Consider the following 26,605-nt stretch of genomic DNA (forward strand, 5'->3'; position numbering starts at 1 on the left):
GGCGTCGGCCGTCCCGCGCGGCCTTCGACCACCGCACGCGACGCGTGCGGCACGCTGGCAGGTCTTCGGACTCGTGGGCGTCGTGCTCGTGCCTATTGGCCGTCGCTTCCCGGACCCGCCACGGGCCCAGTGCTCGGTGACGGCGGTCGTTCCCACTCACCGCTGCGGGGCAGTCCCGGACTCACACCGGGTTCCCTCTTGCCTCGACCACCGCCGAGGGGCGGCCGAACCAGCTGCGGGGTACACCATATATGGGAGCAAGCTAGAAGACGCAACACCAGATACTGTGTTCGGCGTGTCGCGGCGTCGGGTCGCACCGGGTACGCGGAGGAGGAACCGTCGGGTGAGAAGCGTGCTATGGGGCCTGTCCGGGGCGGTGCTCGGCACCCTCCTCGTCGGGGTACTAGCGACGGCTGCGGGAGGTGAACCGGTCAGCGATCCGCTGTCGCCAGACCTCGTAACTCGGCAGCGCACCGTCCGGTGACAGATCGGTCTCCGATCGTTCAGCGATGTCGGCCGCCTGTTCGACGCTGGTGCCGCACAGCACGGCCACCGCCGTCCGCGTGTGCGCGTTGACCAGCCCTGCCCGGTCGCGAGCCAGCGCGGCGAAAGCCGCGCCCTGAGCCAGGAAGGAGCGATGCTCGCCGCTGAGTTGCCACAGCCGACGCAGCGCCGGCTCACTCACCCCGCCGGTGTAGGTCGCCGCGTAACCGACGCCGCTGACCAGATCGTCGTGACGGTCGGCCGGGAACCGCCCGACGGTCGCGATCACCCGATCGACGTCGGCACCCTCCACGAACCACATCGCCCGGCCGGTGCCTTGGTCAAGCGCGCGATCCAGGTAGTGCCGGAAGTCTCCGTGCGGCCATCCCGCCACGTCGGCCCGGTACTGCTGGCGAACATGCCTGATCGGGTCGAGGGTCGCCCGGTGAAAGCCGAGGCCATCGACTGCCAGCCAGTGCAGCACCGGGTCGGCGGGCAGCACCGACCGCCACCGGAACCGGGGCAGCCGGCCTATCGCCCGCCCGACCCCGAAGTAGATCAGGAAGCGATGTGCCGCGCCGCGTCCAGTCAGCAGTCGGCCCACCCGACGGGTCCGGGTCGGGGCCACCGCGTCGAGCATCGCGTACGCCGCCGCGGCCCCCTCGTACGCGAAGCTTCTGAAGTCCCGCGCGGTGCGGTCCAACCGGGCCTCCAGCTCGCCGACGCTGGTCGAGTCCAGGGCCGCGTCGAAGCCGGCCTGTACCGTGCGGTCCACCATCTCGAAGACGCTTCGGGTAGTGGTGTCAGCCAGGCCAGTTCCACGACGGACGGCCACCGTCCCGTCCGGGGTGAGGGTCAGCAGTCGGCGGCGCAGTGATCGCCATGAGCACGGCATGTTACGACTCCAGGATGTTCGATCTGGTAGCGATGTACCCATCGTCTGGAACCGGGTGCCGCCGATCTTCTCCGACTTTGCGAACGCCGCGGTTCGCTGGCTATCGGGTCGGCGACGGCCGCCAGCCCGGCAGCGAGACGGTGTCAGCCAGCGCCCGCAGCACGTAGGGCATGGCCACCCGCTGAAAATCGACGTCCGGCGCGTGCTGGCGCACCCGACCTTCCAAAACGAGAAGCGCCAAGATCGGATAGACGAACTGGACATCTGCGTAGAGGCCGCGCGTGCGTTGGGCGGCGAACATCCGGTATGCGAAATCCGCAAGGTTGAATTCACCTGCGGGCCGGCCAGCCGCCGCGACCACCAGCGCCGCGATGTCGCAGCGGAACCCGACGAGGTCTGCCGGGGGCTCGACCCGGTCGGCCGTGGCCAGGAGAATTTCGGCGCACCGGTCACCCGCGCCGGACGCCATCGCCTGGAAGAACTCCGCGAAGGCCCGCCGGGCGATCGGGGTGAGCTCGTGAACGAAGCCGGCGTCGAGCACGGTCACCCGGTGCGCTGCCAGATGTAGGTTGCCGGGGTGCAGGTCACAGTGCACGAATCCGTCAACGAAGACCATCTGGAAGGCTGCCCGCATGGCTGTCACCAGGGCCGTCTGCGGAGGCGCGGCGGGGAGGCTGAGGCGGATGTCCGACAGGTATTCGGTCACCAGCACCGTCCGGTCCGACAGTTCGCGGTACACGCTGGGCACCCGTACCCCATCGAGATGCGCCAGGTTTCGGCGGAGCCGGCGCAACGCATCAGCCTCGGCGCACAGGTCGAGCTGCCGACGTATCGCGGCACCGAGCTGGTCGACGAGTTCCACCAGTGGTGCGCGCCGAAACCTGGGCAGCGTGCTGACGCCGCGGGCGGCCACGCGTAACAGCGCGAGATCCGTGTCGATCACGGCATCGATCCCGGGCCTGATCACCTTCACCGCGACCTGTTCTCCGGTTCGGAGCCGGCCCCGGTAGACCACCGCGACGCTACCTGCGGCTACTCGCCGCAGACCACCGACACCGCCATCGAGTGCGGCACCGACGCTCCCGGTGATCGGCGGCCGGATCGACGGCGGTGTGACCTTGTCGAACAGCCGACCAAGCCGCGCGGCCACCGCGGGTGGGACGACGTCGACCCGGGTGGCGAGGATCTGACCGAATTTGATGTACGTCGGACCGAGTCGCTCGGCCGCGTCGGCGAGCAGGTCACCGGCCAACCGCTGCCAGGCGTACCGGTCGGCTAGACGTCCCCGCAAACCGGCCCCGCTGAGTGCGACCGCAGCCCGAAGGACGATGCGCGTCAGGTGACCGCAGATCGTGAGCACCCGGACCGCCGGATGATGGCGGATCGGCCGACGCGGTCGACGGTGCGCGCCCTGGCTGATGAAGGCAAGCGAGAACGGCATTGTTCCTCCTCCTGGTCGTGACGACCGTTCTCGAGGTCGTCGCGGATCAGGCTAGGGTTGCGTCGCCGATCTCCCATACGGCCACGACAGAGATGGGCAAATTCTCGGCTGATCCACCGCCAGACAGCTATCCCGGCGCCTCGAACCGCCGCTGTTTCTGCGTTCTTGCTAGCTCACCGTCCAGTACTGGACGGCCAGCACGGCGATGGCGAAATCTGGTGTCAGCGCGCAACCGGTGCACCGGTCGGCGAAGCAGCGACCGGCGAGACCTCCCCGCATCGGAGTGCCTCGACTCCACCGGCGCGCACAAGTCACGTCAACCACTTAGTCGGAACCGCTCACGCAGCTCGACGCGGTTCTCGAGGGCGGTAAGCGAACGATCAGTTTCTGCTTCCGAAACGCGCCGCCATCTGAATAGGTCCGGCACCACGACAGCCACACCAGAGAAAGGGTGATGTGAGAATGACGCTTCAATCGGTCAGCGCCACCACCGGCGGCGCTGGAAGCGCTCCGGAGTGGGAGCACTACCTCGAGGGCGATCCCGCGCTACTCAACAGCGAGTTCGGCGACATGCTGGAGCGCGGCGCGGTCCGGCTCGACGCTCGCACTGACGAGCAGGTCGAGTACGAGGCCCTGCACCACCGGGACCCGATGATCCGGGAGCAGTCGCTGTACCAGGCGATGGACCGGCGGCTCAGCGGTGCCGTCGACCTGCTCGCCGAGGCGGTCGCCAACGACTCCGACCGGCAGGTCCGGTGGAACGCGCTCTGGGCCCTGGAGAAGATCGGCGGCACCGATGCGCTGCGCGTGCTGGACCGGCACGCCAACGACGACGACCCGGATGTCGGCGAGTGGGCCCGGCTGTTCGGTTCGGAACTGCGCACCGGCCTGCCGTCGTTCGACAACCGGTCGTTCACCTACGACTCGAGTCGGACGTTCGACGAAACCATCCTGCTGAACATCCACTGCGACGTCTACGTCGCGTTGGACGAAAGCGGCCGCAACTGGGGCAAGATCACTCTCTCGCCGCAGGGCCTGGCACGCAGCTACGGGCAGGCGCACGCATGCCCGAACGTCGACACCCGGAACCAGAAGCTGATCATCAGCAAGACCCTCGACGGCCTGCATGAGGACGGTTCGCCGCACACCGAGAACTTCGTGTTCCGCGGCCTGACCAACCACGCCAACGCCGGTCGTGGCAGCTTCTACTTCGAATCGCGAGGGCTGCGTCCGGTCTTCCTCTCCGGACGGGCCGACGACGACTCGCTGGGTCACCGCAACGAGATGGTCGCGGCCAAGCGCTCCGGTGAATGGACGCTGGACCCGAACATGCTGATCAAGGGCGAGCCGGCGATCCGCTACGTCCGCGGGCGAGTGCACACCTGGGGCTACCTCAACTTCGACACGATGCGGGGCAGCTCGCTGGAGGATGTCCTGTTCCCCGGCAACAGCATCCTGGGAACGTTGGACACCCCGAGCGGGCCGCTGGCCAATGCCTTCATCGTCGGAACCTTCAAGGGCAAGCTGGTCGACTGGAACGGCGACGGCGCCATCGACGCGAACTCGCTCGACATCTACTCGACCCGTGACGGTGACGTGGACTCCGACCAGGACGGTGTCGCCGACATCGAAGGCGTGCAGTTCTGCCCGCGTACCAACTGGATGAACTGACCAGGATTTCCCCACGACCGGGGCGGGCGACGTCGCCCGCCCCGGTTCCTGTCGTCGGGCACCACGCGGTTGCACCCAAGCCGATACCCGAATAAACCACCTCGGGGGAACTATCAGCATGTTGGTCCTTATCGCCAGTATTGACACGGACTGCCACCGGTCGAAAGCGGGCCCACTCCTCGGGAGTTACCCGACTTTCAACCGACAGGAGCGGCGTGACCTGCGAATATCAACTGTCGACGGGAACTCGATGAAGCTTGCGCGCAGGCACCCGGCCCAGCCGAACATCCCCACCCCGCGGGTTCACGACCACCACGGGAGTCGATGCCTCGACACCTTCTGATTCGCTTGCACAGCAGTAGCCATTAGCAAGATTCCATCTATTACGAGGGCTAGGCGCGGTGTTGACTGACATCCAACTCAGCCCACCCGGTCAGGCGACGACCGATCCGTATGGCTTGCTCCGGCCAGGCAAGCCTCGAGACCCTCGCCCCGACCTCAACCATGAGGCGACCGGTGGCCAGGTCCGGACGCAGAGCAGGCGATGAAACGAGCAACCACGCCATCGCCCAGGCCCTGCCCGGAAAAAGAGGAGGCACATTCATGACAATCGCCACGGTCTCGTCGGTAAAACAGGGAGCAAATTGCATGGGCTGCACTCAAATCGCCGCATGCACCGCCGTGACAGCTTGCCTCGGCAGCCCAACCGACAGCGCCCGGATCGATTCGGTCGCACGCGCCGTCGCGTACATGACCGAGAACCTCTCCGAGCCGCAGCGCCTATCCGACATCGCCCAGGCCGCGCTACTGAGCCCATTTCATTTCCACCGCGTTTTTCGTTACCTGACGTCCACTACTCCGGCCCGTTTCCTGGCCGCACTCAGAATGGCCGAGGCTCGGCGGCTGCTGTTGACAACGGACCTGAGCGTAACCGAGATCTGCATCGAGGTGGGATATTCCAGCCTTGGCACCTTCATCGGTCAATTCAGCAAACTCACTGGTATGTCGCCGCGCCGCTTCCGGGTGGCCCTCGCCTCGTTCGGCAGAGTCCGGCTCATCGATCTCGTCACCCACCTCGACAACGGGCTCACCGCCCCTGGCCCGGTCGGCACGGTGACCGGCGGCCCGGCAGAGGGCGGTTGCGCGGTGCTGGCCATGTTCCGATCCGACGCCGAAACTGACGCTGACACACCCGTCGGATACAGCGTGCTGCGGACGAACCGCCTCACCCGGATCGCGCCGATGCCCGACGGCACCTATCAGGCGGTGGCGCTGGGCTTCCACCCTGGCGCGCGGCTGACCGACGTGCTAGCCCGGCCGGCGGTACCCGCAGACTTCATCGGGCTGTCCGGGAGTCCGATTGTGATTAGAGACGGCGGCTCGGTTCGGGCCTTTCAGATCGCCCTGAGACGGCCGCGGCCGATCGATCCGCCCGTGGAGTTGACCCCCGCGCTGCTCCGGCTCGTCCTGGACCGGGCGGCACCGGGCAGCGTAGACGCCGGCGGGTGCTCGACCGGCTGTGCGAGCGCCGGCACCCCGGCCTGAGCCGCGTACGACGATCCGAGGACACGGGGCAGGGCCGGCTCGGTGCGAGCCTGCCCTGCCCCGATGACGCTGGCAGCTACCATCCCCGATGGTCGGTCGAGACCTAGGGGCGGACCACCGGCACCCGTCGTCGCAGGCCCAAGCCGGCCAACAACGCCCCCCGCATCACACACACGATGGTCAGCGCCAGGAACAGCCCGTACGACACGTGTGACAGAACGAGCAAGCCGTAGACCATCGCGGTCGTCACTCCGAACAGGACCTGGTTGACGGGCCGGTGCGGTGTCGTGCCCGGATCGGTGATCATGTAGTTGGTGAACAGAATGAACGCCAGGCCGGACATCGGCATCAAGGCCGCCGGCAACGCGTGATCGGCGAGGAGCCATCGCGCCACGGCCTGCCCGGCGAACCCGGCGAGCCAACCGACGATCAGCGGCATCCGACCGGTCAACTTTGCGTTGATCACCGTGCCCGCCATTAGCACAGCCGCCGGCACCAGCCAGTCGAGCGCCCCTCCGATGTCCGCGGTGAACTGGTACGGCGGCGCGATACTCACCCAGGAGAACAGCAGCAGGGTCAGTGTGATGCCGGCGTTCGACGGGTTCAGCACGTGCCGGTGCCGTCCGTCGATTCGAATCCGGATCAGGTAGCGGCTGGACACCGCCGCGGTGATCGCGAACAGGTACGGCCATGGCGACGAGTTCGCGTACAGCAACATCGCGCAGGCGAGCGCGCTGATGTGGGTGGGCAGCAGATGGTCGACCAGACGACGCCAGCCTCCCGCGAATCCCGGACGCCGACGCTGCGCCCACGAGGTCGACCACTCGAACGCGAGGTCCAACAGGTACGCGTAGCCGACCACGACGAGCGGAACGATCGGTGCCTGTTCGAATCCCAGGAACCAGTGCCCCGCCACGGTGAGGACCGTGATGGAGACCGCGAACCGGCGCAGCGCCGGAGTGCGTCGGTCGGCGACGGTCGACGTCACGGCCGGAGTCGGTGCGGGCTCGACTCCGACAGGTGGATAGGTCGGCATGGCGCTTCTCCTCGGAGGTCGATCAGATGTCTCGCGGACAGGGGGGTGTCCCGCCGGTGGCTGTGGTCAGCCCGCCGGCGGGACACCCGCGGCAATCCGGTCAGATGGTCACGGACTGCCCGTTGAATCGAGTCAGGGTCAGCGAATAGTTCTCCTCGAACCACCCCCGCTGACTACGCAACATGTCGATGGCGACCTGTTCGCCGAGTTCGAGCGAGGCGGCGTAGTCGCTGCGGTAGTGCACACCGGCAATGTTGCGACCGATCGCGATATTCGCCGCGAGCTTGTCGAGCTCCCCGCCGACGGTCATCCGTGCGGCATCCGAGCCCAGGTAGGGAATCAGGGTGGTGCCGTCCGGGCTCACCTCGACCGGATTCGGAATCACCGCGGTCTCGTCGAACCACGCCTTCAGCAGCGTCGCGCCGGCACCGGCCACCGCCGCGTGTCCGGCACCGTACGACGGATGGGTGGGCGAACCCTCCGGATATGCCTGCGGTAGCAGGTAGCTTCCGTTGCGAGCGAAGCTGCGCCGGGCCGCCTCCGATTCGAGCACCTCATGGTGGAGGAAGTCGTATCGGCGACGCCCGGAGAGGTGCTTGTGTACCAACCCGGCAGACGCTTCGGGACGCAGCCGCCGGTGGACCCACCACTTCTGGAACCATACGGTCCGCAACGCGCGGGCGGTCGATCCGGTCACCAGGTCGTACAGATGCGGCCAACCGAAGGTCCCGAACCCGAGCTGGTTGATCGACCACTGGTACGGCAGGTTGGCGTCCAGCGGCATGTCCAGGTCCTGCAGGATCAGCGCCGCGTGAAGGTATGGCTGAAATGGGCTCTGGGTGGCGTCGAAGTGCACGTAGTGGGCCAGGTCGCGGGGGGTTGCGAGATACCGCGTGCGGTTGCGATCCCGGTCCTGCGGCCCGAGGCCTCGGCTGAATCCGCGTTGGATCTTCAACCAGGTGTTCCAGGTTGTCATGTAGTCCTGGCCGGGACGCACCGTGTCCTGACGCTGCTGCGTACGGAACGTGCCGAACTGCAGATCACGCAGCAGGAACTGAGACAGGTACGGCCCGGCCAGGTCGCCCGGGGTGTCGCCACGGAAGACGGTGGCCGCGGTGACCGATCCGTCCGAGCGGGGAGCCCGGTAGTCGCTGAGCGCGCCGAGCTCAGCCGCAGCCTCAGCCACCGTCGGGTCCGAGCCGAACTCGGCGAAAGGCACGTCGCGACAAAGCGCCATCCAGTACAGTTCCACCATTTCCGCAGAATGCTCGGCACCGTCCAACCGGGGTGCCGGTCGGAGCCTGAACCGATCGCTGGGCGTGCCGGAGGCGTGCCGGGCCAGCCCGGCGAGGGGGTTTGTCAGCCGTACGCCATCCACGGTGCCCATCGGGACGCGCTCGAAGCTCTCCGGCGACCGACTGGCTAGCGCCCGCAGCAGTTGGCGGTACGCGTTCGGGTCGACCTCGCCATCGTCGTCGTGCGGCAGGCCCTTATGGAAGCACGCCACATAGTTCGGGTAGGTGTTCTCCTCACCGTTGTTGTTGTGTTCGACCGTCGGGGCCTGCTGCCCGACGACGTTCTGGTCCATGGTGAATGTCCTCCTGGACGGACAGCCGGCGATGGCCGGGGAGCTGGGCTCAGTCAGTCGGTCCGGGCAACGGAGCTCCGGTGGCCAGGTCGACACGGACGCCGTTGGCGTTCACCCGGAACCGGGACCCCGCCTCGGACATGTGCCAGTGCAGCCACTTCCAGCCATCGGCGGTACGCACCGCCACCGCGGTCGCGTTGAGTGGCTGGTGCTCGAAGGTCCCGTCGGCGCGGGCGATCACGACGTCTCCACCCTCCAGGGTGAAACCCATGTTCGCGGTGGCCACCACCCGGGTGGCGCTGATCGACTTGTTCTGGGTCTCGCCCGCACTGGGGAAGAGCGTGGTCAGGTACTCACGCATCACGCCCGGGTCGGTGATCTCCAACGGAGAGCCGTCGGTGGCACCCAGTTCGTAGGTGGTGAAGTCGTCGGCGAGGCTGGCCAGGATCGTCTCGATGTCCCCTTCGGCGAACGCCTTCTGCAGGTCGGCGAGGAGCTTGCGCACCTCGATCTCGGCCTGCGGGTCCGGCTGGAAGATCGAACCGGCGCCACCTGCCGCGTTACCGAAGACACCCCCGAGGAATCCCCCGAGCTGCCGTCCGAAATCCTGGATCTCTGTCATGTGCGGGTTGTCCTTTCTTGGTGTGCACGGTCGTCTACCGGCACAGCGTTCACTGCGTCCACCGGTCGCGGGTCGTTGTTTCGGATCCGCATCACCCGGCTGCCTCTATTTTCATTGCCAGGGACCGGGCCGTTCTTCTCTACTCTTGCGATTGCGGCCCACCTCAGTCGTGCGTCGTCCGGCCGTAGCGTCTCGCGTATTCGGCGTTGAGCTGATCACGCAGTGCGCGATTCTGTACGCGCAGATCCGCGATGACCGCCTGGGCGCTCTCCCGGTACCCGGCCAGCTCGTCGCGGTGTTCCTGCCGTAGTCGCGCGGTCTCAACACGATGCTCCTCGACGAGCCGGCGGCGTTCCTCTCGCGCCTCGTCCAACGTCACCCGCCACCTCGCCAGCAGCTCGTTGCGCTCGGCCAGCACCGCACCCCGGGCCCGTTCATCGGCCTGGGCTGCGGCCTGCTCGGCGGCGGCGGTGTCGTTGCGGACAAGTCGGGCGAGCCGCGCGACCTCACGTCGATGCGCCAGATGAGCCATCTGGCGCCCGCCCAGGTAGCTGAGCAACGCGGTGATGACAGCTGCGGCCGAGGCGACCAGGCTCGTCACGTCCATGGCCAGCCACATCGACCGGGCTGCGACCAGGGCCGCCGTTCGACCCGATCGGCCAATGAAGTTCGTTGCATTTGATGTCCTCCTCAGGCGGCGAACCTGAGATCATTTCTATGCAACGAAAAAGCGTGCGCCCTCTCTACGGTTGCGTACGATAGCGGAGGTGGACGGGAATCGAACCCGCCTGACCGGGATACCCGGTCACATCGGTTTTGAAGACCGCGGAGCGTCACCAGGCGCCCGTACACCTCCCCGGGACGGATCCCGTGACTGGTGAGATTGGTGTGGGGTCAGCGGATCTTTACCAAGGTGCCTCCCGATGGCACCAGTTCGCCGATCACCGGTGCGCCCGGGACCTCACCGGCGACAAGCAGACCACCGGAAGTCTGCGCGTCGGCCAGCAGCAACGCGGTCTCCTCGTCAACCCCGGCGAAATCGACCCACGGACGTACCCATTCCAGGTTGCGTCGGGTGCCGCCGGACACATAGCCGTCCCGCACCGCCTGCCGGGCGCCCGCCAGGTAGGGCACCGCTGACGCGTCGATGACGGCGCCCACTCTGCTCGCCCGAGCCAGCTTGACCAGATGGCCGAGCAGTCCGAAACCGGTGACGTCGGTGGCGCACCGCACGCCCGCCCGGACCGCTGATTCGGCTGCGTCCCGGTTGAGCCGCACCATCTCGGCGATCGCGTGTGGAAAGCGCTCACCGGTCGCCTTGTGCCGGGCGTTGAGCACCCCGACGCCGAGCGGTTTGGTCAGACTCAGTGGCAGGCCGGCCGAGCCCTGATCGTTACGCAGCAGCCGGCCGGGGTCAGCCAGTCCGGTCACCGCCATGCCGTAGCGGGGCTCCGGGTCGTCGATGCTGTGCCCGCCGGCCACAGCGCATCCGGCCTGAGCCGCGACATCGGCACCGCCCTGGAGTACCGCCCGGGCCAACTCCATCGGCAGCCGCTCGCGAGGCCAGCCGAGCAGGTTGATCGCGAGAACCGGCCGCCCACCCATCGCGTATACATCGGACAACGCGTTCGCCGCCGCGATCCGCCCCCAGTCGTAGGCGTCGTCGACAACCGGACCGAAGAAGTCGGCCGTGCTGATCAACGCGGTACCTCCGGGGCCCTCGATCACGGCGGCGTCGTCGCCGGTGTCCAGACCGACGAGCAACCGGCCGGCGGGTACGAGCGGCTGCCCGGAGGGCGTCAATGTGAGGTCTGCGACCAGCCGTTCCAGCTCGCCGGCCGGGATCTTGCAGGCGCAGCCGCCACCACGTGAATACTGGGTGAGCCGGATCGGCCCGATCGGCGGGTCGGCTTGCGGGGTGGACCCGGGCATCATTCGACTCCTGTCTTCGCTCTCGGACTCAGCCGTCGGGCGCCCCCGTCCGCGCATCGGACCGTCCAACCGCGATGATCCAGATGTTCCAGTAGCGGCACGGCCACTCTACGCGTGGTACCCAGGGCGACGCGGGCCTGCGCGACCGTGAATGGCTGCGCGAGTCGGGCAAGGACCTCGACGGCGGCCCGTTCCGCCTCGACCGGCAGCACCACGGCGGGCCCCAGCACCAGCACCTGACCGGTACGGCGGGCCGCCGCCAGCACCGATGGGTCGAATCCGAGCCGCCGAAGCCCGTCGGCGTCGGGAGCTTCGAAGCCGGATCCTTTGCTCAGTGCGGCACGCAGCCGGTCCAGCGCGGTCGCCACCCGTGGGGACATCCGCCGCTGCTGGTCTGCTGGGACGACCAGATCTCCGGCGAGGGCCAACCCGGGTGCCAGCAGCAGTCCGAGCAGCCGGGAATCGGGCAGCCCGAGCACTGATCTGGCCTGGCCGGCCGGCACACCGGGCACCGGCATCGAGCCATCCCGGTCGGCCGGGTGGTGGACGCGCCCGGTAGGAACCGGTTGTTCGGCGGGTCCGTCCCGGCCGGCACCGCTTACCAGCTGTACCAGCCTGGCGTGCAGGCGGTCCCGGTGCGCCCGATCGAGCAGCCAGCCACCGACGCTCAGGGCGTCGGTCGGCGGCGCTGCCCCCGTCATGGCCCGTGACTGCGCCACGGTGATCAGTTTCCGCAGCCGTAGCGGCCAGGTGTCGCGGGGCACCGTCGTCACGTCCCGCAGCGCCGAGGCGCGAGCGGCGGCGGCACCCCGCCTACCCAACGGCGGTGGATCGACGTCGACGACGGTCAGCTGTCCGACGATCCGTTCACCGGCCGCCCCCGGGTCGACCAGGACCGCCTGGTCACCAACCAGCAACGGCATTCGCTGATCGAGGTCGAGTCGGACGGCCAGCGACTCGCCGTCAGAGTCGAGCACCCGGACCCGGGCGATCGTGACAGCGCTACCCAGGTGCAGCCGCAGCGACGCCGGCAGGTGTCGCCGGCGCGGCCGACCACCGAGCGGGCGGTCCACCTGCTCAGGCGCCGGGCCGTCCACGCCGCCGGGCCGGTCGAGCCACCCGTCCACACAGGTGGACATCCAACAGTGCCCTGGACTTACCAGCGCCCAGCCTCGGGTGGCGACGCCGGCCGGCAGCCCGCGCAGCGCCAGACCCACGCGGCTGACGCCGTGTGCCGCCTGCACCGCGCTGCCGCACCGTTGTACCTCCCGGATCACCACCGGTCGACGGTCAGGCCCCAGCTTCATCCGGTCCCCGACCCGCACCGTCCCGGCCGGCAAGGTGCCAGTCACCACAGTGCCGGTGCCCGCCGCCGTGAACGTCCGATCCAGCCACAGCCGGACCGGAGCTGCCCGGTCCGGCTGCGGCACCTGCCGCAGCACCTTGGTCAGCACCTCCCGCAGGGCGGCCAAGCCGGCACCGGTGCGAGCGCTCACCGCCACCGCCGGCCAGTTCGGCAGGCCTGCGGCGGCCAACCGCCGACCCGCGTCCGCCTGCGCCCACTGCGGTGTCGCGCGATCGCACTTGGTCGTGACCAAAACGCCGTACCGCACGTTCAACGCGGCAAGCACCGCCAGGTGCTCGGACGACTGTGGCTGCCAGCCCTCGTCGGCGGCCACCACAAACATGACGACCGGACTGGTACCCACCCCGGCCAAGGTGTTCGCGAGGAATCGCCGGTGTCCCGGCACGTCGACGAAGCTGACCTCCCGACCGTCGTCGAGGTGGGTCCAGACGTGCCCCAGGTCCACGGTCCGACCCGTATCGCGCTCGACCGGTCGGCGGTCGGTCGACATTGTGGTCAGTGCCCGGAGCAGGCTGGACTTGCCGTGGTTGACGTGACCGGCAGTGGCGACGACGTGGCTCATCGCCGCTCGACCGCCATGGGTGTGGGCCGGCCTGGTTCGTCCGGCGACTGGCCAGCGGGTGACGTGGCCGCCCGCAGTACCGCCGCCGTCACGACTTCGTCCAGCTCCGCTGGCACAGAACGCATGTCGAGCAGCAGTCGGCCGTCGCGTACCCGGCCGACGACCGCGATCGGCTGTCGCCGCAGCGGCCGGGACAGGTGCTGTGGCACGCTGATCGCGCAGCTCGGCAGCCGTACCCCCGGCGCTCCACCACCCCCGATGGCGGCTGTCGTGTCCGTCACGGCCGCCGGCACATCGGCTGCGGTGAGTCGGCCGACGATCGTCTCGGCCCGGGCCCGCAGCTCGTCGACAGTCGTGCGCAGTGCCTGCTGGGTCGGGGTGGGTGGACAGCGGACGGTGGCCTCCAAGGCGGCGAGGGTCAGCTTGTCGACCCGTACCGCCCGGGCCATCGGATGGCGCCGCAGCTCGGCGATCACCTCGCGATGGCCCAGCAACAGGCCGGCCTGCGGGCCACCGAGCAACTTGTCGCCGCTCGCCGTCACCAGGGCCGCGCCGGCGCGCAGCGCGGTGTCCGCATCCGGCTCGTCCGGCAGCACCTGCTCCGGCCCCAGCAACCCGGAGCCGATGTCGACCACCACCGGTGCGCCGAGCCCGGCCAACGCGCCCACATCGACCTGGGAGGTGAAGCCGTCGATCCGGTAGTTGGACGGGTGAACCTTGAGGATGAATCCGGTCCCCGACCACACCGCGGCCGCGTAGTCGGCCAGCGAGGTGCGGTTGGTGGTGCCGACCTCGACAAGCCGGGCACCGGCGGCGGCGACCAGATCGGTCAGCCGGAAGCCCGCACCGATCTCCACCATCTCGCCACGGCTGATGACGACCTCGCGACCGCTGGCCAGGGCTGCCGAGGCCAGGATCAGTGCGGCCGCGTTGTTGTTCACGACGTGTACCGCACCGGCAGCCGGTACGGCCGCGGCCAACGCCTCCAGCGCGGCCCTACCGCGTCGGTCCCGCCGGCCGCTCTCGAGGTCGTACTCGATGTCGATGCAGCCCGCGGCCCGTTCAAGCGCCCGGCGGGCCGGCGCGGACAACACAGCACGGCCGAGATTGGTGTGCAACAGCACCCCGGTCGCGTTGATCACCGAACGGACGCCTTCGGCGCGCCGATCGACGAGATCGGCGGTGTGTCGGACGACCTGGTCCGGGGAGATCGCGCCGCGCCGCGCCTCCTGTTGCGCGTCGCGCAGCGCCTGGCGTACCGCCGGGCGGCCGTGCCGACGGACGGCCGCAGCCAGCCTCGGGTCGGTGAGGGCCCGATCGGTACGGATGATCCGGCGGCGGGCCGCCGCCGGGTCAGCGTCGGCGCTGGCGGCGGCCTCGTCGGCGTCGGCGAACGGTTCGATGGTGGTCGTCGCGATGCCGGTCGTCTTGATCATGTTCATCGTCCCTTGTCGTCGTCTATCGACCGGACCGTGCCGTCGTCATCGAGGAGCAGGGTGTGAATGCCCGGTGACAACCGGATCTCTGCGGCCCGGCGAACACCGCCGGACGTACGCCACTTCAGGGCGAAGGCCGTGTCAGCTCCGCTGCCCGTGCCGAAGAACAACTCCGGTGCGGACGATCCCGCGTGCCCGTTGCTCGGCTGCAACTCGGCATACAACTGCGCGCCACCGGGTGTGACGGCTCGCACCTGTGCTCCGATCGCCGGTGTCGCCCCGGTGCGCGGACCGGGCCGCAGCAGGCGAATGGTGGTGTGCGGCCATGCCGTACGGCTCCGGTTGAGCAGCACGACGGAGTCCTGCCACTGGTTGGCGATCACCGCGTCCGGCCGGCCGTCACCATCGATGTCGCCGATCGCGATGCCTCTGCTCACCCACGGTGAGCCCAGCCCGAGCCGTGGCGCGAGGTCGACGTAGCGGGGCGGCGAAAGGTCGGCGGCGTAGGTCCACAGCGGGTTGTGCTGATGGCCGGACAGGTCGTCGCCGGGCTGGAAGTTAGGCCATGCCCAGGGGTGGGCGAGCACCTGGTCGTTGGCCATCGCAAGTTCCTGTAACTCGGGCCAGCGCCACCGGTCGCCCTGCAGGTAGCCAGTCGCCTGCAGGATTTCGTCCGCACCGTCCGCATCGAAATCAACGGCCTTGATGTCCCAGGCCCAACCGCTGCGAGAAAGCCCGAGTTGCTCGCTTCGATCACGGTACGGGACCCGCCCCTGTAGCAGATCCTCGCCGGATCCCTCCGGCACGAACGCGAAGTTGCTCTCCTGCAGCCCCCAGGCAGTGGTGATGTTGCTGACCAGAACGGTCGGCAGCGGTTGCCCGCCGCGATAGGTGAACGCCACGCCCATGCCTTTGAACGAGTCGTGGCCGAGCACCTTCGACTTCGGCGTGGTGGCATCCCTGCGCCCCTCGACCCGTTCGAACACCGGACGTCCCGGAGTAGACCGATTGACCAGCAGATCGTCGGGGCCGAAGTCGTTGGCCACGTAGATCTCAGGTAGCAGGTCCCCGGTAAGGTCCTGCAGCCCGAACGCGAGCGTCCAGGATCGTGCCGACCGGTCCGGCAACGCCGTGCTGGCGTCGACAAACACAGGCGGGCGGCCAGGTCCGCCGGGGCGGGACAGCAGCAACCGGTTGATTCCGGCGTTGCCGGCCCGGGCCATCCCGGCCTGCATCTGGATCCGCTGGTCGTCGTCGGCTCGCCTGTCCAGGATCCGCGCACCGTCTGGAAAGTAGTTGCCGACCAGGACGTCCAGGTTGCCGTCGCCGTCGATGTCGGCGATCACGGTCGCGGTGGTGTTCCAGTGCTGGGCCGGCTCGACGAGGTCCCTGCCCTGGTAGCCCTCTCCCGCCCGGACAAACAGCACTGGGGAACGCCCCCAGTAGTAGACAAGGAAGTCCGTCATTCCGTCCCCGGTGAGGTCGGTCGGGACGCAGCCCATCGGCGCGACCGCCGGGTCGGGTTTTCCGGGAGGAGTGAGCCGCACGGCGGCGAAACGATCTCCGGTGCCGCGCACCGGGGCGACCCGTACCGAATTGTCGCGCGGATCGACCAGGCAGGTGTCGTCGGCACGGCCGTTGCCGTCGGCGTCGGTCAGCCCGACGGCGGCGCCGACGGCGGATATCCAGGACCGCAGATGTGCCAGCTCCGGAGCGACCGTCCGGTCACCGTGGGCCATCGGGGGCGCCGAGTTCAGCGGGGTCACCACGAAGTCGAAGGGGGCGGCGAGCGCCGCGAGTTCCGCGGCGGAGGCGACCGGACGGGCGCTCAGCCCGCCGAGTACGGCGAGCAGGGTTGCAGCCATCGCCGGTGCTGTCAGACGGCGTGGATTCATGCCACGGTCCGTTCGCCGTCACCCGGGCCCGCCGGACGCCGGCTGAGCGGCCGGCCGGCGGCGTCACGTGGGTCGTGCAGCGGGGTCACCAACTGGCGGGTAATCACCCCGAGGACGGCCGCGATCGCCGCGTTGACCGCCGTGATCTGAGTGCACGACCAGCTCACGAGGCCGAACGCGCCGAGGAGGTTGAACACGGCCAGCAGTCCGGCCTGAATGATCACTGGCTCCCGTTTGAAGACCATCGTTACTTACCCTCCGTAGGTCGTTCGGGCGCGGCGCCGCGACGCGGACACGGTGCCGCGGTGGTCGTTGTGCCGGGCCACGCCACGCCAGTAGGTGAGCTGGCGGCTTCGATACGCGGCCAGATAGAACTCGCTGGAGTCCCGCCAGTGCCGCAGCTCATCAGCCGATACGAGGGCGGAGATCTCGTCCTCACGCCGCACCAGAGCTGTGCCGATCCGCTCGAAGCACTCGACCGCCATCGCCGTGCAGTCGGTCAGTTCGACGTCGTCGAACCCGGCTGACCGCAGCATCCGCACCGTGGCGGTGGGTCCCGGCAGCGGCCGCATGCCGTCCAGATCCCAGGCCCGTCCCCGGGTCTCGTCGGACATGCTGCTACCGGCGACGGTATCGGCCATCGCGAACACCCCACGCGGGTACGACGCCCGATGGGCGGTCCGCATCACCGCCTGCGGATCGGCGAGCAGACTCAGCGAGTCGATCGCCAGCACGAGGTCGTAGGCACCGTCCGGCTGCCATCGCTCGACGTCGCCCAGCACGTACCGCAGGTCCGGGTTTCCGGTCGCGAGCCGGCGGGCGTGATCGAGTTGTTTCTCGTTGATCTCCACGCCGGTGACCGCACAACCGCGACGCACATTCAGGTAGCGACTGACCGCTCCCGTTCCAGAGCAGCATTCGAGAACCCGATGGCGGGCGCCGAGTCGGAGCGGTTCGGTGATCTGGTCGAGCAACGCCGCCCCACCGACGTTGGTGAACTCCCAGCCGGCATGCACCGGCTGGTAGACGGCCAACTGCCAGATCGGCGCGGTAACACTGTCATAGATGTGGTTCTTGTCCGCGCCGTCCGACGGCGCCGTCGCGGCGGGCGGGCCGGGTCGCAGTAGTTGCGGCTCCACAGGCACTCCTCAGATTGGTTGGCGGTTCGTCCGGAGCTCACCCGACCGGATGAGCGATTCACATCCGTCATCTGCGTCGCGTGTCGACCGGGCTTCGGACCGGCCCCAGCGGTGCCTGCTCACTGATCGGCGTACCTCCCGCAGCCCGCGCGACCAGCGGACGCGCCAAGTCCGCGACCGGTGAATCCGCCGCCCAGACGTTTTCGGCGAGCCAGTACTCCACCGTGCGATGGGTGCGGGCGAACAGCACCATCCGGCCGTCGGCCGACGGCACCGGATAGCGGACACCTTGACCCGCCTCCGCGACGACCCGCCCCGTACCGTCGGGACACTGCTCGTACAGTTCCTCGCTGGTGCCGGCCACCAGCGTCGACAACAGGACGCCGTCGCGGGTGAGCCGTGGATTGTTCCGTTCCACGTAGTCCGGCCCCGCCAGCGTCTCGATTTCGCCGGTCGCCAGATCTTTGCGGTAAAAGCCCCAGGTCCAGTCGCCGCCGCGGGTCGACATGAAGACCACCGCGGCGCCGTCCGGCGTGTATGCCGCAGACTCGTCCCACCATGAGTCGTCGGTAACCGCACTGACCCCGCCGGTACGCAGGTCGAGTTCGTAGATGTTCGCGGCGAACGGTTCGGTTTCACTCTTGAACAGCAGCCGGTCGCCATCGGGTGACCAGCTCAGCGGACCATGCAGGCGGCGTAGCCCGACCACCCCCGATGTCCAGTCGTGGACCTCACCGGTCGCCACGTCCACCGTGCTGATCTGCCAGCGGTGCGCCAATCCGCGGCGCGAGCAGAACGCGATCCGCTCGCCGGCGGGCGACCAGGCGGGAAAGGACGCCTCTCCCACCGGCAGAGCCGTCACCACATGGTCGGACAGGTCCAAAATCTTGATGTTGGATCGTCCGGTACGTTCGCTGGCGTAGACGATCCGGCGCGCCGCTGGGTCGAACGACGCGTACCGCGGCCGTTCGTCCGCCCCGACGAGCTCCTGCACCTCGCCCGTGGCACGGTTCCACATGCCGATCGCGCGACCATCGTCGATGAGCCGGTGGAAGAACAGGCTCTGGCCATCGGCGGTCCACGTCGGCCACCGGTCGTCCGCTCCGGTGGTGACCAGGGGACGGCCGGATCCGTCGCCGAGGCGCTGCACCCAAATGACCGAGCGGCCCTCGTTGCTGCGGGAGAACGCGACGACCTGCCGGGTGGGACAGACGGTGGGCTTGTAGTCCCAAGCTGTCCCGTCGGTCACCGGGATCTCTTCGGCGCCTGCTGAGTCCTGCAGAAAGATCGCTCCGGCCCCCGCGTCGTAGGAATGGCACACCAGCCAACGGCCGTCCGGCGCCCAGGAACCAGCACCTGCCCTACCCGGTGGCCGGTCCACGACACGCGGAGCACCGCCACCGGCGGGCACGATGTAGAAATACCGGCGCCCCCAGGGGCCACCGACGTACAAGATGCGCTGGCCGTCCGGCGCGAAGGAAGGATACTCTTCCTCATGATCGCCGAACGTCAGTTGCTCAATGCGACCGGTGGCGACTTCGTACCACCAAATCTGTTTGTGTCCGCCCCTGGTAGAAGTGAAGACAATGCGCCGACCGTCGGGGGACCACTGCCCCTCGATGTCATCACCTGCTCCTCGGGTGGCCTGATGCCACCGGCCGCTATGTAGGTCGAATATCCAGAGGTTGACGGTTCCGGTCCGCTTCGATGAGGCCACGAAGAAGGCACCATCGGGCGAGATGGCACCGTCTCCGGAACCAGCCGGATCTGACGCTACCCGACGGAGCCGGAAGCCCTCGCCGCGTGGTTCGATAGCGGCCTGCCAGTCTGGTTGATGAGCACCCGAGGGTGGCGGCACGGCTGATCTCCTTGCCTCTCGGTTGATGGGCACGAGCATGACTGACGCTCGGTCAATTTCTAGCCCTTTGGCCCAGGGACAACCTTCTTCTAACTTGCGCTAAGGCAGCGCTCATCGATTAGCAAGATTTCGGAGGAGATCACTGCCTGCCGCTGTTGCGATAAACCAGTAAGCGATAGATCAAAGCACCGGTGGAGGCCTTGCTCATGCCACCCACGAGTCCACCTGATCAGACAGGGCTACACCCGCTCCTCGCGCCAGCCGACTCCGCACAGCGATTCACCACGGGGACGCTGAACACCGCGCAACTCGCAAGGCTGATCGAGGCCGCGCGCTGGACCCCGTCGAGTGGGAACCGGCAACCGTGGCGGTTCATGCTGGGCTGTCGTGGCGACACGACGTTCTCGCTGCTGCGCACCGCGTTGAACCCGGCCCACCAGAGCCACACGCGAGGGGCCGCCGCGTTGTTGCTAGCGCTGGCGCAGACCGCTGATCAGCAGGGCGTGCCGATGCTGGGCGCCGAATACGAGCTGGGAATGGCGGTGAGCCGAATCTGCGTACAAGCGCGGGCGCAGGACTGGCAGTGCCGCCAACTCGGGGACTTCGACCACCAGCGGCTGCGCCAGGAGTTGGGCGTGCCGGCTGGCTTCGAGCCGATCGTCGTCCTGGTGGTCGGTGGCAACGGGCCGGCCGGACCGGACGACCAGGCTGAGTACGGGACCAGACTGGCCCCGGAGGCAATCGCCTTCGCCCGCCGGTGGGGACGACCGGCGTGGACGTCGCTATGACGCGGTGGTCGATCTGGCGGCGGGAGCCGGTGCTGATTCAGTCGGCGGTGCTGGCGCTGCTCAACCTTCTCGCGACGTTTGACGTCGTGCCACTCACGGTGACGCAGATCGGTGCGGCGAACGCCGCAGTAGCAGCGCTGCTCGGGCTGGTCACGCGGCAGGTGGTGACACCGGTGACACCGCCGACGGCCGGATCCGATGACGAATCCGGCCGTCGACGGGCACCTGGTCTCGGCTGACTACGCGTTGACTGTTTCCACCGGGGCCAGCACCGAGGCCACCCCGATCGGATGTTCGCCGACCTCCACGGTCGCCACTGACTCGCCTCGCTCCAAGTCGACCACGGAGATCGAGTTGCCGCTCTGGCTGGTCACGAACGCCTGACGGCCGTCCGGCGACAGCGCCAACCCGTACGGACGGATGCCGACCTCGATCGTTGTGGTGACCGCGCCCCTGGCGACGTCGACGACGCTGACCGCGTCGGAACTGTAGGTCACCACGTAGGCGTTTTGGCCGTCCGGACTGAAGGCAACCTTCAGCGGCCAGTCACCTACGTCGATGTTTGCGACGCGTTTGTTGGTAGCGGTGTCGACTACCGTCACCTGGTCGTCGGCGATGCTCGTGACGTAGACCAGGCGACCGTCCGGGCTGACCGCCACCCCACCAGGACGTGCGCCGACGCGGGTACGGGCGACGACGGATGCCCGCGCCACGTCCACGGTGGCGACTTCGAAGGATATATTCGTCGGCACGTAGGCATACCGACCGTCCGGGGTGAAGGCGACGTCGACTGGGCGCTCCCCCACCTGGATGGTGGCGGTCACCGCGTTCGTGACCGAGTCGATCAGCGAGACCGTGTCGGAGAACTCGTTGGCGACCAGTATCCGGGTGCCGTCGGGCGACACCGCGATCCCATTGGGCTGGCGGCCGACGGCGATCGTGGTCAGCAACCGACGGCTGGGAAGGTCGATCACCGACACATTGTCGGAACCGAGGTTCGCGACGTACGCCCGTCGGCCATCCGGGGTCAGCGCCACCCCGCCTGGGCGGTCACCGCCGATGTCAATGGTCTTCAGCAGAGTCGAGGACCGGGCGTCGATTAGTGAAACGGTGGCCGAGTTCTCGTTGGTGACCAGCGCGACCGGCGCGAGGTCGGCACCCGCTGCGGTCTGGGTGCCGTTGAGCATCACGGTGATGCTGCCGGAGAGTGAGTTGCTGACCGCCAGGTCGACGAGGTTGTCCCCGTCGAAGTCCGCGGCAATGATCGCTGCGGGTGCCTCGCCTGCGGAGAAGGACTGGGCGGTGCTGAAGACTCCGTCACTGCGGCTGTTCGACAGCACGATGACGTCGGCCGCCTCAGGAGCGACGGCGGCGAGGTCGGTGGCGCGGTCGCCGTTGAAGTCGGCGGCGACGACGTCGCCCGGGCCACGCGCCGCGACGAACTCCTGCTTCCGTTCGAAAGACCCCTTGCCGTCACCGGCGAGCAGGGTCACCGTCTCACCGCCGTAGTTGCCCGTGGCCAGATCGAGGTTGCCGTCACCGGTGAAGTCACCGACGGCGACGCCGGACGGGGTGTCGCCAGCCGGCATCGCCTTGGCCGTGCCGAAGGTGCCCTCGCCCGTGCCGGTGAGCAGCGAGATGGTCTTGTCGCCGATGTCCGAGGTAAGGATGTCGAGCACCCCGTCACCGGTGACGTCGAGGACGGTGAGTCGGTTCGGGTCCTTGCCCACCGGATACTTGGCCGGCTCGGCGAACCCACCGGTGCCGTCGCCGAGCAGGATCGACACGGCGTTGTCCTGATAGTTGGCCACGGCCAGGTCGACGGAACCGTCCCGGTCGAGATCGGCGGCGCTCACCCGGATCGCGCCGCCGCCGGCTGGCAGTGACTTGGCCCCAGCGAATGCGCCCTTCCCATCGCCGAAGTACAGAGTCAGGTCGTTGGAGTTGAAGTTGGAGGTCACCATGTCGAGGCGGCCGTCGCCGTCGAGGTCGGCCAACGCCACGCCGTTGGGGTTGTCGCCGGTCCGGTAGGTCACCGGCGACGCGAATCTGCCCTTGCCCTCGCCGAGCAGCACAGCGGCGGTGTTCGAGTTGAAGTTGACGACGACGAGGTCCTGCTTGCCGTCGTCGTTGAGGTCGGCGGCCTCCAGGCCGGCCGGAGCGTCACCGACCGAAATCTCCGCCATCGCCGACATGGTGACTCTGTCTGCGTTGGCCCCCGCCGACTCCTGCGGCTCGTCGGGTGTCGTCTCCGTCACTCCGAGACACCCGGTAAGCAGGCAGAGGGCAAGTAGGGCACTGCCCCCTGCCGTCCACCGCGGCGGCTGGCGCCGAGCATCTCGGGTGGGCTCCTGACTCTGGTCAGTCATCGCATCTCCCCTTGGTCTCAGTTCAGCTGGTACCCGGCCGGGCCCGGCCGATTCGGTCAGGAAACGGTCGTCACGACCGGGACGGCGCGTACACCGAACACGCCACGGCCGTAGAACCGCAGCGGGATACTGGGGTTGAGGTGTAGATCAGCGAACCGTTCGACGAGCGCGGACAGCGCGACGCGGGCTTCGATACGGGCCAGTGGCGCGCCCAGACAGAAGTGTCCGCCGAAGCCGAAGGCGATGTGGTCGTTAGGAGTACGGTCGATGTCGAACCGGTCCGGGTCGGCAAAGACCCTCGGGTCCCGGTTCGCCGACACCAACCATGGCATCACGTACGAGTCGGCCGGTATCTGCACTCCGGCGAGCTCGGTATCGGTGGTGGTGACCCGGACGACCTGCGCGAAAGGCGACCGGTGCCGCAACACCTCCTCGACGGTCGAGGGGATCAGCGCCGAATCGTCGCGCAGCCGCTGCCACGTCGAGGGTTGCTCGGCAAGACTCAGCACTGCGTTGCCGAGCAGCAGCGTCGAGGTGATGTGACCGGCGGAAAGCAGTAGCGTGCAGAAGTTGACGGCCTCCTGATCGGTCAACCGTCGCGCGTCCACTTCGGCGGTGACCAGCGCGGTGATCAGATCATCGGCAGGCTTCCGCCGACGTTGCTGGCAGTGCTCCAGCAGGTACCCGGACAGGTCCCCCATGGCTGCGGTGAAGCGTTCCATCAGCGCCGGATCGTTCGGATCATCGGTGTGGATGCTCAACAGCCGGTCGGCGCAGGCCGCGAAGAACGCCCGGTCACCGACGGGCAGCCCGAGCAGTTCCGCGATCACGGTGACCGGCATAGGGTGGGCCAGCCGCTCTGCGAGGTCGAACTCACCGTCGAGATCTGAAATCATCTCACGGGTCACTGCGGCGATCCGTGGCTCGAGCTCGGCAACCGTACGCGGGGTGAACGCGGCGCTGACCAGCCGCCGTAATGACCGGTGCTCCGGCGGGTCAAGCATCGTGAGGTTACCTTGAGCGAGTTCGGCGGCTGCCGGATTCACCCGGCTCTGATCCGAGGAGTACGTCTCATGGTCGGCGCTCAGCCGCCGCACGTCCGCGTACCGGAAGACATGCCAGACTCCGTATCCGTCCTGCCAGACGGGCTTGTCCTCGAGCATCCGTCGCAACCATGGCAGCAGGACGGCCTCCCCCTGCTCGGGTGACGGCGCCATCAGATCCTGGCTGGGGGTATGGGTCATGGCGTACTCCAAGGGGTGCCGGCGATCAGGGGTCCGGGAGGCGTCGCCACGCCCGCCAACGATCTAGCGGGCGTGGCGACAGTGGAAGCGTCAGTGACGCCGATGAGTCGGCCAACCTCTGTTGGGCGGCAGCCGGACGGCAGTCAGCCGTCCTGTGGACGATCGGGCTCGCGAAGTGCCAGCACGGCGCCGGCAGGATCGCGGATCACCACGAATCGCGCTTCCGGCGCGGTGCCCTTGGGCCCGGCGACGACTTCGCCGCCCAACTCAACCACACGTTTGATGCTGGCATCGAGGTCGTCGACGCAGACATAGGACAACCACTGCGGTGGCAGGTCCGCGTTGCCCCCACGCGCGTGACACACTCCGGCGACGGGCGTCCCTGCCGGGCTCATCATGAAGTAGTCACTGTAACCACCCATGTCTAGCGGCATCGGGCTCCAGCCGATCACCTCGGCGTAGAAGTCCCGTACCCGGTCAGCGTCCTGCACCGTCAGGTCGAAGCCGACAACGGTGCCGAACGGTGGCTTGGTTGGGTCTGACACTGCGCTCCTCTCGATTGCACTGGTCAAACACGCCGAAGACGGGCGTGCATCTGGCTAAGACCTAGGCCGGCTCCCACAGCTCGAAGCGATTGCCCTCCGGGTCGAGCGCCCACGCGAAGCGGCCGATCGGCTCCGTGTGCACGTCGCCCACGATCGTCGTGCCGCTCGCCCGGAGCTGATCGAGCATCCTGTCAAGATCTTCGACCCTGAAGTTCACCATCGACGCCTGGTCACGGGCGCCGAAGTAGTCGGTGTCCTCAGGAAACGGAGCCCAGACCGTCGGCCCCGCAGCCTGAGTCCACACCTGGTCGCCACCGGGGCACGGATCGATTCCAAGGTTGTCCGAGTACCAACGGGCGAGAGCCTGTGGATCCCGGGACCGGAAGAAGTAGCCGCCGATCCCGGTCACGCGAGGGGACATGTCGACGCTCCTGGCTGATGTTGGACGGGCGATGACCGGAATCGCGTACTAACAATTCCTTGAAAGATCTTGACGCCGCATTGAGCGACCGAGCTGGATACTCACGGAGTGTACGACAGGCTTACCGCGCTGTCATGCAGCCACGGGCCGGAGATGCCGGTCGATGCACAATAGCCAAGAAGGCCCGTTGAAGTAGGGCGGACTACACAGGACCGCTCATTCGGCCCACGTGGAGGGGGCGACATGATCCTCGAAATACTCATGTTTCCGGCGAGGGTCCGCCTGACGCAGGGGCAGGCGCCGACGTCGAACGCCCGGCGCCTACCCCCGCCGTCGCTGGTCAACCCTGGTTGATGATCACCGATACACTGTCGGACAGCGAATTCGCGGTCGCAATGTCCGGCAGACCGTCACCGTTGAAATCGGCGACGAGCAACGCCGGTGGGCCGTCCTCCACCGTCACCGAGGCAGGTGCGGCGAATCCGCCCCGGCCGTCCCCAGCGAGCACCGTGATGTCGTCGGAGTCGAAGTTGACCGTCACCAGGTCGAGCTGACCGTCACCGTTGACGTCCACCGCGACGATGTCCGACGGCGCGTCACCGGCCTGGTACAGGGCAGGTACGGCGAACCTGCCGCCGCCCTGCCCGAACAGCACCGCGACAGTGTCGGCGTCGTAGTTCGCCGTGGCGATGTCGAGTATCCCGTCGCCGTTGAGGTCGCGCACCACGATCCCGGCTGCGGTGTCGTCGGCGGCGTACGCCACCGGCGCCGAGTAGCTACGCCGACCGTCACCGCGCATCACGGTGACATCGTCGGAGTTGTAGTTCGCGCTCGCCAGGTCCAGCAGTCCGTCTCCGTCCAGGTCGGCCACGGCGATCCGCAGCGGTCCGTCACCAGCCGGTACCGACACCGGAGCCTCGAAGGTCGCGTCGCCCGTTCCGTACAGGACGGTGACGTCATCGCCGTTGAGGTTGGGGGTGACGAGATCCAGCGCACCGTCCCGGTCGAGATCGATCGCGACGATCCGGGCGGGACCGTCGCCGGCCGGATGATGCACCGGTTCGGCGAACCGGCCGCCGCCCAGTCCTCGGTAGACGCTGACGTCGTCCGACCCGAGGTTTGCTGTGGCCAGATCGAGGTGGCCGTCCCCGTCGAGATCCCGAGCGAGTATCCCGTTCGGCGTGCGACCCGCGGCCATCGTCACCGGTGGCTCATAGCCGCCGCGGCCGTCGCCGATCAGGTAGACCAGATCGTGGCTGTTGTAGTTCGGTGTGGCGAGGTCGAGGACACCGTCGCCGTCGATGTCGGCCGCGACGATGTCGGCAGACGCGTCCCCGGCGGGGAAGGACCGTGCTTCCGCGAGCGTCACCGGGCTGGTCGGCGGCGGGATCGGCATTGGCCGTTGGGGCTGCGTCGGCGCAGGATTCAGCGGCGGCACCGACTCCGGCGGTGGCGACTGGTCCGTCGTGCATCCGGCGGCCAGCAGTACGGCGGCCACCGCGAATCCGGCCAGCATGCGGCTCGGGCCGCCAGGGCCGTGGCCCGTGGCCCGCCCGGCGGTTCTCATCATCGTCATTGACGCTTCCTCTTCGGCTGGATGGGCCGGCCAGCCTGTGCGTGTCCGACCGGCGGCGACGCGACGTGCGCTGCTAGTTCCTGGATACGGCCGGGCGGTTCTGGGGACCTCTCCCCGATTGCGATCGGCGTCAGCGACGGCGAACCAGGCAGGGCGATCCGGGCGGTCCACCCGATGGCCGGTACGGCCGGCG

General features: G+C 68.2%; 22 protein-coding genes, 1 tRNA gene, 1 pseudogene and 1 riboswitch. Of the genes and pseudogenes, 5 read left to right on the top strand and 19 right to left on the bottom strand.

Translation table 11 applies throughout. From position 1 onward, the window contains the following. Positions 1–39: 39 nt before the first annotated feature. Positions 40–249, bottom strand: a riboswitch (cobalamin riboswitch). Positions 250–403: 154 nt separating this feature from the next. Both O7610_RS16645 and O7610_RS16650 read right to left on the bottom strand, forming a co-directional pair. Continuing rightward, complete coding sequence (locus tag O7610_RS16645) at positions 404–1,420, bottom strand: DUF1702 family protein (RefSeq protein WP_353850263.1); 1,017 nt, start codon at positions 1,418–1,420, stop codon at positions 404–406. Positions 1,421–1,478: 58 nt separating this feature from the next. Beyond that, positions 1,479–2,819: an ABC1 kinase family protein gene (locus tag O7610_RS16650; protein WP_281551665.1), complete on the bottom strand. Its 1,341-nt coding sequence runs from the start codon at positions 2,817–2,819 to the stop codon at positions 1,479–1,481. Positions 2,820–3,281: 462 nt separating this feature from the next. Between O7610_RS16650 and O7610_RS16655 the strand changes: the two genes are divergently transcribed. Next, entirely contained in the window at positions 3,282–4,490 is a 1,209-nt protein-coding gene (locus O7610_RS16655; protein WP_281551666.1) for a HEAT repeat domain-containing protein, read from the top strand. A 603-nt stretch (positions 4,491–5,093) separates the two neighbouring features. Next, entirely contained in the window at positions 5,094–6,035 is a 942-nt protein-coding gene (locus tag O7610_RS16660) for a helix-turn-helix domain-containing protein (RefSeq protein ID WP_281551667.1), read from the top strand. Positions 6,036–6,138: 103 nt separating this feature from the next. Here the strand turns inward: O7610_RS16660 and O7610_RS16665 are convergent, their stop codons facing one another. The 12 genes from O7610_RS16665 to O7610_RS16720 form a co-directional block, all read right to left on the bottom strand. Beyond that, complete coding sequence (locus O7610_RS16665) at positions 6,139–7,071, bottom strand: hypothetical protein (protein WP_281551668.1); 933 nt, start codon at positions 7,069–7,071, stop codon at positions 6,139–6,141. Between the two features lie 100 nt (positions 7,072–7,171). Beyond that, complete coding sequence (locus tag O7610_RS16670) at positions 7,172–8,659, bottom strand: phosphatase PAP2 family protein (protein WP_281551669.1); 1,488 nt, start codon at positions 8,657–8,659, stop codon at positions 7,172–7,174. 49 nt (positions 8,660–8,708) lie between these two features. Continuing rightward, on the bottom strand, positions 8,709–9,281 hold the full coding sequence (locus O7610_RS16675; RefSeq protein ID WP_281551670.1) for a nuclear transport factor 2 family protein: 573 nt from the start codon (positions 9,279–9,281) through the stop codon (positions 8,709–8,711). Between the two features lie 163 nt (positions 9,282–9,444). Continuing rightward, positions 9,445–9,888 (bottom strand): hypothetical protein, encoded by a 444-nt coding sequence (locus tag O7610_RS16680; RefSeq protein ID WP_281551671.1) that lies wholly within the window; start codon positions 9,886–9,888, stop codon positions 9,445–9,447. 155 nt (positions 9,889–10,043) lie between these two features. After that, positions 10,044–10,137: transfer RNA gene (locus tag O7610_RS16685), tRNA-Sec, on the bottom strand. A 38-nt stretch (positions 10,138–10,175) separates the two neighbouring features. Beyond that, on the bottom strand, positions 10,176–11,213 hold the full coding sequence (gene selD, locus O7610_RS16690; RefSeq protein WP_416567506.1) for a selenide, water dikinase SelD: 1,038 nt from the start codon (positions 11,211–11,213) through the stop codon (positions 10,176–10,178). Continuing rightward, positions 11,213–13,141: a SelB domain-containing protein gene (locus O7610_RS16695; protein WP_289211336.1), complete on the bottom strand. Its 1,929-nt coding sequence runs from the start codon at positions 13,139–13,141 to the stop codon at positions 11,213–11,215. Before O7610_RS16695 ends, selD begins: the two co-directional genes overlap by 1 nt. Next, on the bottom strand, positions 13,138–14,577 hold the full coding sequence (gene selA, locus O7610_RS16700) for an L-seryl-tRNA(Sec) selenium transferase (protein ID WP_281551674.1): 1,440 nt from the start codon (positions 14,575–14,577) through the stop codon (positions 13,138–13,140). Before selA ends, O7610_RS16695 begins: the two co-directional genes overlap by 4 nt. A 2-nt stretch (positions 14,578–14,579) precedes the next feature. Next, entirely contained in the window at positions 14,580–16,442 is a 1,863-nt protein-coding gene (locus O7610_RS16705; RefSeq protein ID WP_281551675.1) for an FG-GAP repeat domain-containing protein, read from the bottom strand. A gap of 26 nt (positions 16,443–16,468) precedes the next feature. Then, positions 16,469–16,717 (bottom strand): hypothetical protein, encoded by a 249-nt coding sequence (locus O7610_RS16710; protein WP_281551676.1) that lies wholly within the window; start codon positions 16,715–16,717, stop codon positions 16,469–16,471. A 6-nt stretch (positions 16,718–16,723) separates the two neighbouring features. Then, entirely contained in the window at positions 16,724–17,611 is an 888-nt protein-coding gene (locus O7610_RS16715) for a class I SAM-dependent methyltransferase (RefSeq protein ID WP_281551677.1), read from the bottom strand. A 67-nt stretch (positions 17,612–17,678) separates the two neighbouring features. Then, positions 17,679–19,328, bottom strand: a complete 1,650-nt coding sequence (locus tag O7610_RS16720) for a peptidase S9 (RefSeq protein ID WP_289211337.1) — start codon at positions 19,326–19,328, stop codon at positions 17,679–17,681. Between the two features lie 347 nt (positions 19,329–19,675). Between O7610_RS16720 and O7610_RS30910 the strand changes: the two are divergent. The 3 genes and pseudogenes from O7610_RS30910 to O7610_RS16730 form a co-directional block, all read left to right on the top strand. After that, positions 19,676–19,837 (top strand): annotated as a pseudogene (locus tag O7610_RS30910) (nitroreductase family protein); the annotation flags it as partial. A gap of 6 nt (positions 19,838–19,843) precedes the next feature. Further along, entirely contained in the window at positions 19,844–20,257 is a 414-nt protein-coding gene (locus O7610_RS16725; RefSeq protein ID WP_281551679.1) for a nitroreductase family protein, read from the top strand. After that, positions 20,254–20,496, top strand: a complete 243-nt coding sequence (locus tag O7610_RS16730) for a hypothetical protein (RefSeq protein WP_281551680.1) — start codon at positions 20,254–20,256, stop codon at positions 20,494–20,496. Before O7610_RS16725 ends, O7610_RS16730 begins: the two co-directional genes overlap by 4 nt. On the opposite strand, the gene O7610_RS16735 is transcribed toward O7610_RS16730, so the two are convergent. The 5 genes from O7610_RS16735 to O7610_RS16755 all read right to left on the bottom strand — a co-directional run bounded on the left by O7610_RS16735 (position 20,497) and on the right by O7610_RS16755 (position 26,412). Then, positions 20,497–22,443 (bottom strand): FG-GAP-like repeat-containing protein, encoded by a 1,947-nt coding sequence (locus tag O7610_RS16735; RefSeq protein WP_281551681.1) that lies wholly within the window; start codon positions 22,441–22,443, stop codon positions 20,497–20,499. It lies immediately after the preceding gene. A 239-nt stretch (positions 22,444–22,682) separates the two neighbouring features. Further along, positions 22,683–23,870 carry a cytochrome P450 gene (locus O7610_RS16740; RefSeq protein ID WP_281551682.1) on the bottom strand — a complete coding sequence of 396 codons (1,188 nt, stop codon included), beginning with the start codon at positions 23,868–23,870 and terminating at the stop codon, positions 22,683–22,685. A 143-nt stretch (positions 23,871–24,013) separates the two neighbouring features. Beyond that, entirely contained in the window at positions 24,014–24,415 is a 402-nt protein-coding gene (locus tag O7610_RS16745) for a VOC family protein (protein ID WP_281551683.1), read from the bottom strand. Between the two features lie 61 nt (positions 24,416–24,476). Next, entirely contained in the window at positions 24,477–24,824 is a 348-nt protein-coding gene (locus O7610_RS16750) for a VOC family protein (protein WP_289211338.1), read from the bottom strand. A gap of 352 nt (positions 24,825–25,176) precedes the next feature. Then, entirely contained in the window at positions 25,177–26,412 is a 1,236-nt protein-coding gene (locus tag O7610_RS16755) for an FG-GAP repeat domain-containing protein (RefSeq protein ID WP_281551685.1), read from the bottom strand. Positions 26,413–26,605: the final 193 nt, after the last annotated feature.

Source organism: Solwaraspora sp. WMMA2065 (assembly GCF_030345075.1).
Taxonomy (GTDB): domain Bacteria; phylum Actinomycetota; class Actinomycetes; order Mycobacteriales; family Micromonosporaceae; genus Micromonospora_E.